Origin of the sequence: Endozoicomonas elysicola (genome assembly GCF_000710775.1) — a bacterium.
GTDB classification, from domain to species: domain Bacteria; phylum Pseudomonadota; class Gammaproteobacteria; order Pseudomonadales; family Endozoicomonadaceae; genus Endozoicomonas; species Endozoicomonas elysicola.
Genome location: NZ_JOJP01000001.1, coordinates 904,910 through 920,438, shown reverse-complemented (window position 1 = coordinate 920,438; position 15,529 = coordinate 904,910). Strand labels below are relative to the sequence as shown.

Below are 15,529 nucleotides of genomic sequence, written 5' to 3'. Positions count from 1 at the left end.
AGATATAGCCTCCAAGGGAGCTATTTATGAGCAGCACGTCGAAAGAACCAGGTTTTCAACATGCCTTACTGACCTTTGCAGCCATCGTCTCTGTGATTGGGGTAGGACTATTCCATTTGCAGACCAGTCTACACAGCTTAATGCTTATCTGTCTGATTGTTGGGGCAGGGAGCGCATTAATTCTTGGCTACAGCTACAAAGATATTCATCAGGCCATGAATAACGGCATAAAAACAGCATTGTCAGCCATTTATATCTTTATTCTGATCGGTGTTGTTATTGCCGCTTTCATTGAAAGCGGCACTCTGGCGACATTGGTTTATTACGGAATATCATTCATTGATCCCGTGTTTTTTCTACCCGCAGGCCTGATTCTCTGCAGCCTTATGTCGCTGGCAACCGGAACCAGCTGGGGCACGGTCGGTACAGCCGGCGTTGTTCTGATGAGTATTGGTGCCTGCATGGGGCTGCCGTTACCGTTGATCGCAGGCATGGTGATTTCAGGCGCCTGTTTTGGTGACAAGATGTCCCCGGTTTCAGATACCACAAACCTGTCGGCAATGAGTTCAAAAACCAGCCTTTATGCTCATATCAAAAGCATGAGTTACACAACCGGCCCTGTTTACCTCATCTGTCTGGCCATATTCACCTGGCTGGGAATGGGTTACAGCAGTAACACCATGCCAACCCAGCACCTGAACACGTTGATGGTCACTCTTGAGAATCACTTCTCACTGAGCCTTATTACGCTGCTGCCACTTCTGGTTATGCTGGTACTGAGCGTACGGCAGGTGGCCGCAGAAGTGGCCATGGTTGCAGCAACGGCAACCGCTGTTCTTTTGGCATTGTTACTGCAGGGAACAGATATCAGTACAGTACTTAACAGCCTGTTCAACGGTGGTAGTGTTCAAACCGGTGTAGAGCAGCTGGACAGCTTACTGAGCAGGGGTGGCATCAACTCCATGATGGGGACACTGTCCCTGTCGTTAATGGCGCTGGCTCTGGGCGGTATTCTTGATCGCTTTGGGTTTCTCAGGGTATTGATTACCGGTGTCGTCCGACGGGTAAAACGCAGAGCCTCACTGGTAGCAACCACCATTATTTCTGTGTTTTTTGGCAACCTCGCAATGGGGGAAGCCTACATGTCAATCATTCTTGGGGGACAGCTGTTCGGTGACAGTTACGACGCCAGGCAGATTGATCGTTCAGTCATGAGTCGTTCATTGGAAGAAGGAGCCACTCTAACAACGGCACTGATTCCCTGGACAACCGGTGGTGCTTTCTTTGCTGCCACCCTGGGAGTACCTGTTCTCGATTATGCCCCCTGGGCCCTGCTGAACTGGATAAACCCTCTGGTTTCCATTGTTTTTGCTTACATGGGAATTGCTTTATTCCGCAGTAAAGTAGTTAAAGACAATGCTCAGGCCAGTCAGATAGAGAGATAAAAAATAATTCGCCTACTCGACGTTATTGAACAGGTATCTCTTAGCTAAATCGCTGAATAACAATAAATGCTTTCACCTCTGAAGAGGCAGGTTGCGTTTGATTTGAAAAATTTCAAGAAAGAATGAATTTGAGAGGGAGAAGTACTCATGAGTAAAAGCGCACTGAATATGTTTGAAGATGTTTTTGCCCAAATGAGGGAGCTGCCGGCAGACCTTCAACGGGACCTTCCTGTTCTTCTGGTAAATCGTAAAGGTGATCATTGCTCTGCTTTTATGCGAACAGAAAACATCATTGGCTATGCAGAGCCTGAAAAAAACTATCGATTAACCTGGCAGGGTTTAGTACCTGAACCTGTGGCAACCGTTTCTGAATCATTAACAACACCTGCCACACCGTCTTTGGTGAATGCGAAAGGAAAGTGGATTAAGGATGTTGATTTGTCCACGAAGGATGCCAACATTCTGGGCGGTATGGGGAGTTTCTTTTTACCCGATTATGAAAAGGAACTGGTTATCCCTGTGGCACCAACCACCCATGAGCACCTTGCTTTTTATGGCTGCCGACTGATTAGGGTTGGAGAGGTAGTAAGCTTTGATTCTACCGGTAACTTACCAGTCACTATCACCTCGATTGGTGAGCGCTATGTCGATTCCTATTTAATGGATCAGGATAAGGGAGGAGGAACGTATCTGGAGGTTCATGACCGACCACATTTGCATATGCCATTAAATAAAGATGCCGAAGGTTATTTAATTATTGGCAAACAGACTCAGGAAGGCGACTATTTGATGTCCGCTTTTCAGGTTCCTTTTGGTTATGCCATTGTCATGGCTCCATGGGTTATTCATTCCGATGCTTATCTGGTTGGGCGCTATCTGGTTATCTACTCCGCGACACCTGACTTTTCGACAGTGATTCTGCGTAAGAAAAGTGGAGAGTTAGCACCTATACGTTTTTCAAAGAATGTCAGTTAAAGAGCAGATGGCCTTATCAGCGGAAGTAAACCAATTTCAACGGTCCATCTTCAATAAGGCCTCCTTTCAGTAAAGTCAGACAGTTTGGACAGTATACCCACATCCCTTAAGATCAGAATTCCATCCGGTCTCAGTGGCCAGCCTGTACTATTGGTTATAGAATCCCCTCCACAGAACTCAGACTCCTTTGGAGGCCCGCATGAATACGCCCACTCAACACCCTTACGACCAGCTGACTCCCGATCGAGTACTGGACGCAGTGGAGAGTGTGGGGTTCATCAGTGATGCCCGAATTATGGCTTTAAACAGTTATGAGAACCGGGTTTATCAGGTAGGTATTGAAGAAAGTGAACCTCTGATTGCCAAATTCTACCGCCCTGAACGTTGGTCAAAGGAGCAGATCCTGGAGGAACATCAGTTCACCCTTGATCTCAAGGCTATGGAGTTACCGGTGGTTGCTCCAAGCACCGATGAACATGGCAATACACTGCATGAATTTGAAGGTTTTCTTTTTGCCCTTTTTCCCCGACAGGGTGGCCATGCCCCTGAGCTGGATAACCTGGACAACCTGCTGATCCTTGGGCGTACGCTGGGTCGGATGCACAAGCTGGGGTCAGCCAAGCCTTTCCAGCACCGCCCGGAAATCAATTTGCAGAGATACGGCATCGACAATGTCGAATTTCTTCTGGAAAACGATTTTATCCCGTCTTCACTTCTTGAAGCTTACCAAACCCTGACCCGAGATTTACTCCACCGCCTTGACCGTATTAATCATCAACACAGCTGGGAATCGATTCGCGTTCACGGGGACTGCCATAGCGGCAATATTCTCTGGCGAAGCGATGCTCCACACTTTGTCGATTTTGACGACACCTGCATGGCACCGGCGATTCAGGATATCTGGATGCTGCTTTCCGGTGACCGAAGAGAACAGACCCTGCAAATGGCAGAGATTCTGGAAGGTTACGGTGAGTTTATGGATTTCAGCCCTTCAGAGCTGAACCTGGTAGAATACTTCCGAACACTCCGACTGCTCAACTACAGTGGCTGGCTAGCAAAGCGCTGGGATGATCCTGCATTTCCCAAAGCATTTACCTGGTTCAATACCGAACGGTATTGGGCAGAACATATATTGGAGCTAAGGGAACAGCTGGCAGCTTTGGACGAACCACCACTGCCAGTCTTCGCCTAGGAACCTGTCGGACTCAACCTACTGCGAAAAAGCTGGATTTGGCCATTTTCTCACTGCTTTGCAGACATCCCGGATGTAACCACCACGCGTTCAAATGAAAGACCTTTCTTTGAGCACTTGGTGGTTAAAAAATCATTCATCATCAAAGCGACCATAGGCATCTGGAGCAAGGTTTTCAAAGCGGGTGTACTGACCAATGAATGCTAACCGACAGGATCCAATAGGGCCGTTACGCTGCTTACCGATGATGATTTCCGCAACCCCTTTATATTCTGTATCAGGGTTATAGACCTCATCCCGATAGATAAACATGATGACGTCAGCGTCCTGCTCGATGGCTCCTGATTCACGAAGGTCGGAGTTTACAGGGCGCTTGTTGGGCCGCTGCTCAAGAGATCGGTTCAGCTGAGACAGGGCTATAACAGGGACATTGAACTCCTTGGCAATGGCTTTCAGCGATCGGGAAATTTCAGAAATCTCGTTAGTTCGGCCCTCACCAAAACCAGGAATCTGCATCAGCTGCAGATAATCGATCATAATTAGCCCCAGGTCACCATGCTCCCGGACAACCCGGCGAACCCGTGAGCGCATTTCCGAGGGGCTGATGCCCGCCGTATCATCAATAAACAACTTCTTGTCTTTAATACGCTCGACTGCTGATAACAGCTTGGGCCAGTCCTCTTCTTCCAGCTGACCACTTCGCACCTTGGACTGATTGATTCTGCCCAAAGATGAAAGCATACGCATCATCAACTGTTCACTTGGCATCTCAAGGCTGAAGACCATAACGCCTTTCTCACTATTGAGAAGTGCGTTTTCCACCAGGTTCATGGCAAACGTGGTTTTACCCATGGAAGGACGGGCGGCCACAATGATCATATCTGAAGGCTGCATTCCCGAGGTCATTTCATCAAGATCTTTGAATCCAGTGGTGGTACCGGTAATGGCATTACCAGCATTAAACATCTCATCAATTTTCTTGACGGTGTTTTCAAGAATCTCCCGCACCCCCATCGGGCCACCGGTATTCGGGCGTTCTTCAGCAATGTTGAAGACCAACCGTTCAGCCTCATCGAGAATAGCCTGACTGTCTTTACCTTCCGGATTGTAGGCACTGTCCGCAATCTTCTGACCGGTATTGATCAGCTTGCGAAGGACTGATCGCTCAAAGATAATCTCAGCGTAGGCCCGAATATTCGCCACACTGGGAACGCTACCCGACAGCTCTGCCAGATAAACCAGCCCGCCCACTTCATCCAACTCACCCCGATTTTCCAGAATCTCAGCAACGGTCAGCGGGTCAAAAGGCTTACTCTCATTACTCAGAGTACTGATTGCTGTATAAATACGACGATGACCCGGATTATAAAAGTCTTCTGAAGTCAGCTTATCAACCACACGATCCCAGGCCTGGTTATCCAGCATCAGGCCACCCAGAACGGACTGCTCCGCTTCTATGGAGTGAGGGGGGGTTTTAATAGCAACCGTGGCTTCATCAATGGGAAGCTCTAATTCCCGGGGACTTGCATCCAGCATATTGACGATCTGAAAAAATAAGGGTGAATGATGATTCAGAATACCTGATTGCGGCTCTGAGGTAAAAATACAGCAGCTTCAATAAGCACCGTTAACTGCTCCTGCGGCTACTTTATCACCTGCCGTCATGCGCTTTCGGCATACCACACATCCCTGCCATATACTGGCAATTGCTCCTACATTGCCAGCATACAGCACATCCATGTACATAAAAAAACCCGGAGCTCATCCGAGCCCCGGGTTTTCACTATCCGTTAACCGGGCTGATTATTCAGCTTCGATGAACACCTTGATAGTTGCAGCAACATCAGAATGCAGCTGGATACCAACGTCGTACTCACCAACAGCACGGATTGGGCCTTCTGGCAGGCGGATTTCGCTCTTGGCAACAGCAACACCCGCGGAGGTGATGGCTTCGGCCAGATCACGAGGACCGATAGAACCGAACAGCTTACCTTCGTCACCCGCTTTAGCGGTCAGGGTCAGTTCAATTTCAGCCATTTCTTCAGCGCGCTTCTGAGCACCGCTCAGTTGATCGTTAGCTGCTTTCTCAAGCTCAGCACGACGAGCTTCAAAAGTAGCCAGATTCGCTTCAGTCGCAGGCAGTGCCTTGCTGAAAGGAATCAGAAAGTTACGGCCATAACCGTTTTTAACGGTGACCTTGTCGCCCAGCTTGCCAAGCTTGGCAATTTTTTCGAGCAGGATCACTTCCATTTCGCTAGCCTCTATCTAGTACCTGTCATCCCTGATGCAGACGGTTTGCCGCGCGAGCGCGAAAATCAAACAGACTGTCCAGGCATGCAGTTAAAACAATGACCGGGTATGCCAGTTGCGTGACAAAAATCAACAGGATGTAAAACCCTACCAACCAGAAGCTCCCCAATTGTCTCATCCCGACCAGCCCGTGGATCATTGCAAGACCAGCCACCAGTAAAGGCAGCGTGGCTGCAGGAACCACCACAAGAAGGAAGGGAGCAATCGTTGCACCCACCAGAGTGAATGCGAGAAGCCCCATGGCTACCGTCAATGGCAGGCGGATCCGGTGAAACTCTTCACGGAATCCACCCGGGTTATATAAATGTGACTGCCAGGATCTGGCCAGCACTAACCCAAGTATGCAGCTCACCAGGTTAAACCAGGCAACCACACCGATAACACCGTATTCCACCAGCGGCCTGAGGCCTGCTACTAAGTCGTCCGTAGACTGCCCTGCCTGCTGAACATAATCACGAATAAACGTCATGACCAGTTCGCTAATCAGGGTAATCTGTTGTGGAGCCAACTGTGCCAGTACCAGGGCAATCAAAGCTCCGGCTGGCAACAGCGCCAGTAGTGTTTTCTGCCAGGAAACCGTTTGGCGTAATACCAGTGCCAACGTGACGGTAGTTGTCAAACCAATGATCGTGGAGAACTGTCCCATTGCTGCCCAGGCAATACCAGGCAGTGCGGCCCAGACGAGAAGTTTCAGCCCCGCAGCAGCACCTCGACGCAGTACTACCAGAGAGATAATGGCTGCACTCACCCAGAACAGCATGGGAATACAGGCGAACACAATGGCCAGGATCATTGCCTGTTTCGGGCCACGCATTGCCAGTTCCGCCAGTCCACGCATCAGCTATACCCTATGAATAAATCAGTGGCGATCAGTGTATGGCAGCAGGGCCACGTAACGAGCGCGCTTGATCGCTGTTGCCAGCTGACGCTGGTAACGAGCCTTGGTACCGGTGATACGGCTAGGAACGATCTTGCCGGTTTCAGAAACATAAGCTTTCAGAGTGTTCAGATCTTTGTAATCGATCTCTTTCACGCCTTCAGCGGTAAAACGGCAGAACTTTCTGCGACGGAAAAAACGTGCCATGGCAACGTCTCCTTGAATTTTATGCTTGTATGGTAAAGAGCTTGTTCAGAGCATGAACCTGAGCAGTCATGAGCGACTGAAAGTCAGGTCTTACTCTTCAGACTCTTCTACTTCGTCTTCAACGGCTTCTTCAGCTTCTTCAGAGGCACGTTCTTCACGGCGGTCTTCACGACGATCGTCACGACGATCACGCTTCTCTTCAGACTGCAGCATGATGGAAGCTTCAGTAACGGCTTCATCACGACGAATGACCATGTTACGGATTACCGCATCGTTGTAGCGGAAGTTTTCCGTCAGCTCATCCAGGGTTTCGTTACCGCACTCAATGTTCATCAGAACATAGTGAGCCTTGTGGATCTTGTTGATTGGGTAAGCCAGCTGGCGACGGCCCCAGTCTTCAAGACGATGTACCTTGCCACCATTTTCGGTAATAGCGCGAGTGTAGCGCTCAACCATGGCAGGTACTTGCTCGCTCTGGTCAGGATGGACCAGGAAAACGATTTCGTAATGACGCATTATTTGCTCCTTACGGGTTAAATAGCCTTCAGCTCTGTTCGAAATAATTCTATAAAGCGGTAAGGCAAGGAGAATGTGAACGCAGGAGTTCACCGATTACTACACTCACAACAAACCAATTTTCTTTATCAAGAATCATGGTCGGGAGTGAAATATACACCGGGCAGATTGACCGGAGTATACAAAGAGCGGGAATTCTAGAGACTTGTGACGTTGGTTGCAAGGGGGCTCATTGCCTGCCCCATCGGTAATATCCGGTACCAAAGTGGTGAATTACCTTTTAAGGTATACAATCAAACCATCATAATAATAGTGGTTTCAGCTGGGCTATAAGCGCTTCAAAGGCTTCTGAGCCGTAGTTCAGTCCAATGGTTTCCCTTCCCAGTCGATAAATACAGTGATTAAAATACTCGAAAAGTATTTTGAAACAATAGGTTATGTAAAGGATAGTCGTTCAGATGGCAGATTTTCGAAACCGGTTATATATGAGAGTTGTGGTCCAAAGGCCGATACATGCTTTAGAAAGTATGAATGCTTAGCTTTTCACATTTTTTACGGTTTCTTTTTCGGGAATGTATACCCGCTATTATTGAATTATGGCCGAATCCTCTGACAAGCCTTTCCGACTAAGACCACTCAGGCAAACCGGCCTGTGGCTTGTCATGGCTCTGCTACTTTCCACAACCGCCCAAGCAGCAAAGCCTCTCACCTATAAAATCAATGGGTTAGATAAAGAGCTCCAGCAAAACGCCACTCTGTATCTGAATACCCTGCCAACCATTAAGCCCAGGCAGTTTGAAGATCACCGCCACGAAATCAGAGAGACTCTGCAAAAGTCGTTAATGGCTCTTGGTTATTATCAGCCAACCATCGAATTTCATCGCAGCAAGAAAAAGCCAAACCAGTTAACCATCAATATCAACCCTGGCCAACCCGTCATCATCAAATCCGTGCAAATAAACGTGGAAGGAGATGCTAGAAAAGACCGGGCATTCAAGCGACTCATAAAGCAGAATACTTTGCGCGTGGGAGATGTGCTGAATGATGGACTCTATGAGTCACTGAAAACTGGCCTGAATGACCTGACACTAACCCGTGGCTACTTTGATGCTGAATTGATAGAGCACCAGATAAAAGTCTATCCAGATCAGCACGCTGCAGACATTGTCTTAACCCTGAAATCCGGCAGGCGATATACTTTCGGCCCAGTGCTTTATGACCACTCCGTTACCGAACCTACCCGGAAACTGCTCAACCCCATCATCAACTTCGAACAGGGGCAGAAATACCGTTCTGAAAAGCTCAGCCAGTTAAATATGGACTTTTCCGCCACCGGATACTTTAAATCCATTGAGGTTCGGCCTCTGAAGGATCAGGCAGTTGATGGTGAAATTCCGATTTTCGTCAGTGTGATTCCAAAAACAGCCTGGGAGCTGGAAACCGGTATTGGTTTCTCGACAGATGAAGGGCCAAGAGTTTCCCTGAGTGTTGATAAACCCTGGATGGGTGAAAAAGGGCATAGCTTTACCAGCGATATGAAAGTGTCTCGTAAAGTTCATGAATTAAGTGGGCGCTATAAAATCCCATACGGCAACCCACTGCTGGAATATTACAGCCTGGACGGTGGTTACAAGCGAACAATGGTTCAGGACACAGACAGCCGACTGGTTTCCGCCTCTATTAATAAATGGAAGAAACGTCCGGGCAACTGGGATCAGGACTTCTTTCTCCGGGTAGACTATGAAGACTACACTCAGGGTCTGCAGAACAGCAGTAACTTGCTGCTGATCCCCGGCATGTCTTTTGACCGACGGAAAGTGGTTGGTAACCCAATGGATCCGCGCTCCGGCAGCCTCTACAACGTAAAAATAGAAACCTCTGCCAAAGCCTGGCAATCCGATGCGGACTTTATAAAGGTGTGGGGACGCGCCAAATGGTTAACCACCTTTTATAAGCATCATCGACTCATCAGCAGAGTTGAGCAAGGTGCTATCTGGGTCGACGATATCAAAAATATCCCGCCATCCATTCGTTTCTTTACCGGTGGTGACCAGACGGTTCGCGGCTACAGCTATGACAGTATCTCGCCTAAAGACAGCAGCGGCCAACTGATTGGAGGCCAGTATCTCTCTGTAGCGAGTATCGAATATGACTATGAGATTGTTGATAACTGGCGGATTGCCTTCTTTGTAGACAGCGGTACCGTAACCAACTCCTACAAAAAAGATCAGGTTGAATGGAAAACTGGCGTGGGTCCCGGGATACGCTGGGTTACCCCACTGGGGCCTTTGAAGCTGGACTTCGCCTTTGCTGTCAGCGAACCCGGTTCTCCCTGGAGAATTCATTTTTCCATGGGGCCTGATCTATGAGTGGCTCTCACAACAGCGAAGCTGAAATTGCTGAAAACACCCCAAAAATGCCAGAACAACGTCCTGTGAAAAAAGCATCTCTGGCCAGGAAATGTCTATTAATCACAATAGCCTTTCTTTCAGTCCTGCTCATACTGACTTCATTACTGCTGTATACTCACACAGGCAATAGCTTACTTTGGCGACAACTGAGTCACTTTCTACCAGCACTGGATGGCGAGCTGACTGAAGGGGAGTTGATGACGGGCTGGAGTCTCAGGAATCTCCAATGGCAAGACAACCAGATCTCATTTCACGCTGACGAAGTAACGCTTCAGTGGCAACTTGGAAAATTTTTCACCACGCTTTTCACGTCAAGAGAGCTGCCTGTCCAACTGGTGGCAGTCAAAAGCGGGAGCCTGGAGATTCGACCAGTAGCTGAAGAAGCAAAACAGCAAGAATCCAACACAACAGGTGCAACCATCAATATTCCCCTGGATATTCTGATCAATCAGATCAATATTCAGAATTTCAACTTCACGATTCCCGGAACAAAAGTTTCCCTTGAAGCCTTTAAAGCAAGTGCCAACTTGCAGGATAACCAGCTCTCTATTCCTGAAGTTCTGGCAGACAACCTTCACGTCTTTTTAACACCCCGGAAAGACTCACCCGTTGATACAAAAGCGTCAACACCTGAAAAGCAGGCAACAGCAACGTTTGATCTCTCATCGATCAACCTTCCAGAAATAAATCTTCCGATTCCTATCAGCCTGGAGCAATTCATACTAACAAATGCCCGCTTTCAACAGGGTGAGGTCGACGAGACGCTGAAAAAACTGGAACTTAGCTTCAACTGGCAAGCAACACACATTACCAGCCTGAAGCTAAAGGCTGATCAAACCAGAGCAAGCATCTTGTTAGACGGCAATATTCAGCTATCTGAAAATTATCCATTGAGCCTGAATATGGATGCCACCATTCTGGATGATTTTAACATTCCCGACCTGACGGCCATTAAGGGAGAAGAACTGTCCCTGACGGCATCCGGTGATTTAAACCAATTACAGCTGCAACTCTTCGCACAAGGCGTCATTAACACTTCACTTCAGGGAAGTGTTGGACCTTTAGCACCAGACCTCCCCTTGAACCTCACCCTACAATGGTCAAAACTCGTATGGCCTCTGCAAACGGAAACACCACAAATATCAACTGACTCAGGCTCTGTCAGCATCACCGGAAATATTAATGATTACCAACTCTCATTGCATACGTCCTTAACAGTGGCAGAGCAGCCAGCGACCCAGCTCACCTTAAAATCAACAGGCAACCTGGAACAACTGATTATTTCGGACTTTTCCATCCGTCCTGAAGGTGAAGAGAAGACTTCAGAAAAACCGCTTAAATTAACCGGAAAGGTAGGCTGGAAAGATGGAATTCACTGGCAGGGGCAAATACACCTGACACAACTGAAGCCTGAGTTGTGGCTACCCAATATCCCCGGAACACTGAATGGCAAAATAAATACCCGCTTCGTCATGACAGATGGTGTATGGCAGCTGAGTGTTCCGGAACTCAACGTAACCGGCTCATTACTGAATCAAGCCATTAAGGCCACAGGAAAACTGGAAGCTGACAATAAGATTCGGCCAATGGCTGCGTTACCGTTCAAGGTTAACGTTCACAGCTTCTATGCTGCGCTTGGGGATAACCGCCTTAGCATCAGTGGAAAAATAGCTGAGCAGTTATCCCTGAAAGCCAATCTTGATGCAAAAGCACTGGATGCTCTTTCCCTCGACTTAAAAGGCTCAGTACAGGGCAACTTACGGCTGACGGGGAGCGATGAACACCCAAAGTTATCGTTTGATTTTAATAGCCCATCCATTAACTTTCAGCAAACCAGCATCAACCAGTTGCAAGTTAATGGTGAGTTGACTAGAACAACACTTCTGGAAGGTAAAACCAGTGTTGAAGTGGGCACACTAAGCAACGGCAGCACTCAACTGAAACAACTGGTAATGACAGTCACTGGAAGTGAACGAAACCATAAAATCTCGCTCAAATCTCAGGGTGAACCGGTATCTGGAGAGCTACTGGTTAACGGTGTTTGGCAAGGGACTAATGGCCAAAAGGGTGGTGGGCAATGGCAGGGCCAATTAGCCAGTGCCAATATAGTCACACCTGTGGATAACTGGTCTCTGGAAAAGCCAGTGGCTATTCTGCTTAACTCTACAGGGGAAGTGAAGCTTACTGACCAATGCTGGCTTGCCAAGCCTGCCAGACTCTGTGTCGATGCATCCCAGTTTTCAACCCATCGTGGAACCACTCGTTTTCAGCTGTCAGACTTTAACCTTTCTAACCTGAATCCATTCCTGCCAGGCAACCTTGCGTGGAAAGCCATACTCTCTGGTAGTGGTGATATTCAGTGGGATGGCGGTCATCCCATCGCTCACCTTCAGATTCAAACGACGCCCGGAGAAATCACCAGTAATTCTGATAATCCGGTTGCCGTGAAATACCAACAGCTTTCTACAGTCATCAACCTGAATGAAGATGACCTGACGGCCCAGTTTGATTTTGAATCAAAACAACTGGGTGTCGCCCATATCAACCTGGCCATCGACAATATACAAAGTGACCAGAAGCTGAGTGGGCAAGCCAGACTGCAGGATATGCGCCTGTACTTCCTGCAACCACTGATCCCGGATATTAATAACATCGATGGTATTTTATCGGCTGACACTCGTATGGGCGGAACACTGAAAGAACCCTTACTCTTTGGAAGCCTTAAGCTGAGTGGGGGGCAACTAATCGCCAAACAGGAGATGGTCAAAGTCAGCCAGCTGATAACAGTCCTTAATGTGGATGGCAATAAAGGCAAGATCAGTGGCAGCATGAAAGTGGATGAGGGAGAAATGAAACTGTCAGGCCATCTTGACTGGCAACAGATGCCGCCTACCGGTGTCATTGAAATGAAAGGGAAAAACCTTGGAGCAAAAATACCTGGTGTACTTCAGCTAAGGGCATCTCCCGACCTGAAGCTAACCATTGGAAAAGCTCAAACCCTGACAGGCAAAGTTACCATTCCCTGGGCAAGGGTCAGAATCAAACAACTGCCAAAGCAAGCCGTTACCCCCTCGGATGACGTTGTGATTATCACCCCGGGAAGCAAAGAAACGCTGATCCATGCTGGCCCACCCTTCTCTATGGATGTGAGCGTCGTATTGGGTAAAGACATCAAAATTGATGCCTATGGCCTGAAATCAGGCCTGGGTGGCCATTTACTGCTGGCTCTTCAGCCCGGAAAACCTATGGTTGCTGATGGTTCCATTCAGCTTGTCAACGGACGTTATCATCAATTTGGTCAGGACTTGCTGATCAAAGAGGGAGACATCATTTTCTCCGGCCCTCTATCTAGTCCTTATCTTGCTGTAAACGCTATTCGAAACCCGGAAAGCATAGAAGACGATGTAACAGTTGGTATTCAGGTCAGCGGACCACCAACCCGACCGGAGTTTTCAATTTATTCAGATCCTTCCATGTCACAACAGGAACAGTGGTCTTACCTGCTCAGGGGCCGGGGTTTGGAAGATGGTGACAGTTCCGCAGTGCAATCCATGTTGATTGGTTTCGGTGTCAGCCAGTTTGGCGGAGTAGTAACAACGATCGGCGAAAAAATTGGTCTTTCCGATGTCACACTCGATACTCAGGGCAGTGGAGACAATACCCAAGTCACCATCGGCGGAACCATTGCTCCCGGACTTCGGGTTCAGTATGGAGCCGGTGTTTTTAACTCTATCGCCGAAGTGAAGGTACGTTATGAATTAATGCCCCGGCTTTATCTTCAGGCCATCAGTGGCGTTGCTCAGGCTATAGACTTGTTTTATCAGTTTAAAATTGAGACAGGAAAGAAATAGATCTATTCAGATTCAAACTACGAATTCAATCTCCCATCGAGATATGAATGAATGTATTGAAGTATCCCCTGTTGCCGATCATAGTGATGACTGTCTGGTGAGCTGTTCATCTGCGATTCCACTTAATTCATTGAGGTTTAAGTCTCTCTTAATTCTCAACTCATTCAACCCCATACAATCGTAAGGCCGACTATGCCTCATGCCCGTTTTACCCACGGCTCAACCATGCGCCATATCACCGTAATGAGCCTGAGTAATGCGGTGGGTATTACTGCGCTTTTTGTGGTTGATATGCTGGATTTGTTTTTCCTCAGCCTGCTGGGGGAAAAGTTTCTTGCTGCAGCTGTGGGGTATGCGAGCACGGTTTTATTTGTCACCACATCCATTGGCATCGGGCTCTCCATTGCCACAGGGGCACTATTGTCAAAAGCAATCGGTGCAAAGGAGCGGGATAGAGCCTGTCAGTTTCTGGCCAACACAGTGATTCTTGGCGGGTTGTCCACCAGTGTGATCGCTTTGGTGGTCTGGTTATTTATTCCAGAGCTTTTAGACTTGGTTGGTGCCCGAGGTGAAGTTCATTCACTGGCGACCCAGTACCTGAAGATTATGATTCCCTCTATGCCAATTCTGGCGATTGCTATGTGTTTTGGTGCTGCACTGAGGTCTGTCGGCGATGCAAAGCGGTCAATGGGATCCACATTGTCCGGTGGTGCTGTCAATGCGGTGTTGGACCCCGTATTTATTTTTATGTTGGATATGGACATAGAAGGCGCAGCCATCGCTTCCGTCTTGGCTCGGATCACGATTTTCTACACATCGGCATACGGCGTCATTAAAGTCCACAAGTTGCTGTGCAAGGTGAATCTACAACAGTTTTACCGGGATATAGGTGATATCCTCCATATTGCAATCCCCGCTATTCTCACCAATCTGGCCATGCCCATCAGCTCTGTGCTGGTTATGCGGGAACTTGCTGGTTTTGGCAATGGGGTCGTGGCCGGGTATGCCATTATTGGTCGTATCACCCCTGTTGCTTTCGGCGTCGTATTTGCACTATCCGGGGCTATTGGTCCGATTATCGGACAGAACCATGGAGCCCGGTTGATAGGCCGAGTTAAGCAGAGCCTGAAAAATGCGTATCTGTTTTCAACGGTCTATATAACCGTTGTTTCGATGATTGTTTTCCTCATACAGGACTATCTTGTGCTTCTTTTCCGTACGAAAGGGGAAGCCACTCAGATTATTCACTTTTTCTGCACATGGATTGCCATCAGCTTTGTCTTCAACGGTACGCTATTTGTTGCGAACGCCTCATTTAATAACCTGGGTAAGCCAGGATGGTCGACATTATTTAACTGGGGTAAAGCCACTGTTGGTACAGTGCCTTTTATCATGCTCGGAGGAAAGATAGATGGAGCCTTTGGTGTGTTATCAGGACAGGCCATTGGTGGCATAGTGTTTTCCTTATTGGCTGTCTTTTTCTCGTTCAGGCTTGTTGACCAGATTGAGCGGAAGATTGCCAGTGAACAGGCAGACCAACCACTTGAGCAAATCCATGTAGAAGAAGACATATCCATCCCCTGCCCTCTAAGCCCTTTGGCGTCCGATTCTGCGCACTTGGGACAACTCGCTCAGGAAGCGGAATGTCAGGAAATTGCGGAAGAAGAGCCCGCAAAGTATGCAGACTGAGCGGCTCTTATGAGCAACCTGATTATAGGGTGACAATAAAGCGTGTAAATGTTCAG

The 15,529-nt window shown here is 48.1% G+C and carries 12 protein-coding genes; 7 read left to right on the top strand and 5 right to left on the bottom strand.

Annotated elements, in window-relative coordinates; translation table 11 throughout:
• Positions 1 to 26: 26 nt before the first annotated feature.
• From nhaC to GV64_RS03845, 3 genes are all read left to right on the top strand, one after another.
• Entirely contained in the window at positions 27 to 1,445 is a 1,419-nt protein-coding gene (gene nhaC, locus GV64_RS03855; protein WP_020584239.1) for a Na+/H+ antiporter NhaC, read from the top strand.
• Positions 1,446 to 1,592: 147 nt separating this feature from the next.
• Positions 1,593 to 2,420, top strand: a complete 828-nt coding sequence (locus GV64_RS03850; RefSeq protein ID WP_020584240.1) for a hypothetical protein — start codon at positions 1,593 to 1,595, stop codon at positions 2,418 to 2,420.
• Between the two features lie 199 nt (positions 2,421 to 2,619).
• The gene (locus tag GV64_RS03845; RefSeq protein ID WP_020584241.1) at positions 2,620 to 3,612 is read left to right on the top strand and encodes a serine/threonine protein kinase; all 993 of its coding nucleotides are present in this window, start codon (positions 2,620 to 2,622) and stop codon (positions 3,610 to 3,612) included.
• A 132-nt stretch (positions 3,613 to 3,744) separates the two neighbouring features.
• On the opposite strand, the gene dnaB is transcribed toward GV64_RS03845, so the two are convergent.
• Positions 3,745 to 5,148 (bottom strand): replicative DNA helicase, encoded by a 1,404-nt coding sequence (gene dnaB / locus GV64_RS03840; protein ID WP_020584242.1) that lies wholly within the window; start codon positions 5,146 to 5,148, stop codon positions 3,745 to 3,747.
• Positions 5,149 to 5,229: 81 nt separating this feature from the next.
• Here dnaB and GV64_RS26220 point away from each other — a divergent pair, with 81 nt between their 5' ends.
• Positions 5,230 to 5,406, top strand: coding sequence for a hypothetical protein (locus GV64_RS26220; protein ID WP_152554179.1), 177 nt, complete (start codon positions 5,230 to 5,232; stop codon positions 5,404 to 5,406).
• A 9-nt stretch (positions 5,407 to 5,415) separates the two neighbouring features.
• Here GV64_RS26220 and rplI read toward each other — a convergent pair whose 3' ends face one another.
• The 4 genes from rplI to rpsF form a co-directional block, all read right to left on the bottom strand.
• On the bottom strand, positions 5,416 to 5,862 hold the full coding sequence (gene rplI, locus GV64_RS03835; RefSeq protein ID WP_020584244.1) for a 50S ribosomal protein L9: 447 nt from the start codon (positions 5,860 to 5,862) through the stop codon (positions 5,416 to 5,418).
• A 25-nt stretch (positions 5,863 to 5,887) separates the two neighbouring features.
• Entirely contained in the window at positions 5,888 to 6,760 is an 873-nt protein-coding gene (locus tag GV64_RS03830; protein ID WP_020584245.1) for a hypothetical protein, read from the bottom strand.
• Between the two features lie 21 nt (positions 6,761 to 6,781).
• Positions 6,782 to 7,006, bottom strand: a complete 225-nt coding sequence (rpsR, locus tag GV64_RS03825; RefSeq protein ID WP_020584246.1) for a 30S ribosomal protein S18 — start codon at positions 7,004 to 7,006, stop codon at positions 6,782 to 6,784.
• A 90-nt stretch (positions 7,007 to 7,096) separates the two neighbouring features.
• Positions 7,097 to 7,522, bottom strand: coding sequence for a 30S ribosomal protein S6 (gene rpsF / locus GV64_RS03820; protein ID WP_020584247.1), 426 nt, complete (start codon positions 7,520 to 7,522; stop codon positions 7,097 to 7,099).
• Positions 7,523 to 8,184: 662 nt separating this feature from the next.
• Here rpsF and tamA point away from each other — a divergent pair.
• The 3 genes from tamA to GV64_RS03805 all read left to right on the top strand — a co-directional run bounded on the left by tamA (position 8,185) and on the right by GV64_RS03805 (position 15,473).
• Positions 8,185 to 9,891 (top strand): autotransporter assembly complex protein TamA, encoded by a 1,707-nt coding sequence (tamA, locus tag GV64_RS03815; protein WP_020584248.1) that lies wholly within the window; start codon positions 8,185 to 8,187, stop codon positions 9,889 to 9,891.
• The gene (gene tamB / locus GV64_RS03810; protein WP_020584249.1) at positions 9,888 to 13,784 is read left to right on the top strand and encodes an autotransporter assembly complex protein TamB; all 3,897 of its coding nucleotides are present in this window, start codon (positions 9,888 to 9,890) and stop codon (positions 13,782 to 13,784) included. The genes tamA and tamB overlap by 4 nt, the downstream gene beginning before the upstream one ends.
• A gap of 192 nt (positions 13,785 to 13,976) precedes the next feature.
• Positions 13,977 to 15,473, top strand: coding sequence for an MATE family efflux transporter (locus GV64_RS03805; RefSeq protein ID WP_034844007.1), 1,497 nt, complete (start codon positions 13,977 to 13,979; stop codon positions 15,471 to 15,473).
• The last annotated feature ends 56 nt before the right edge of the window (positions 15,474 to 15,529 follow it).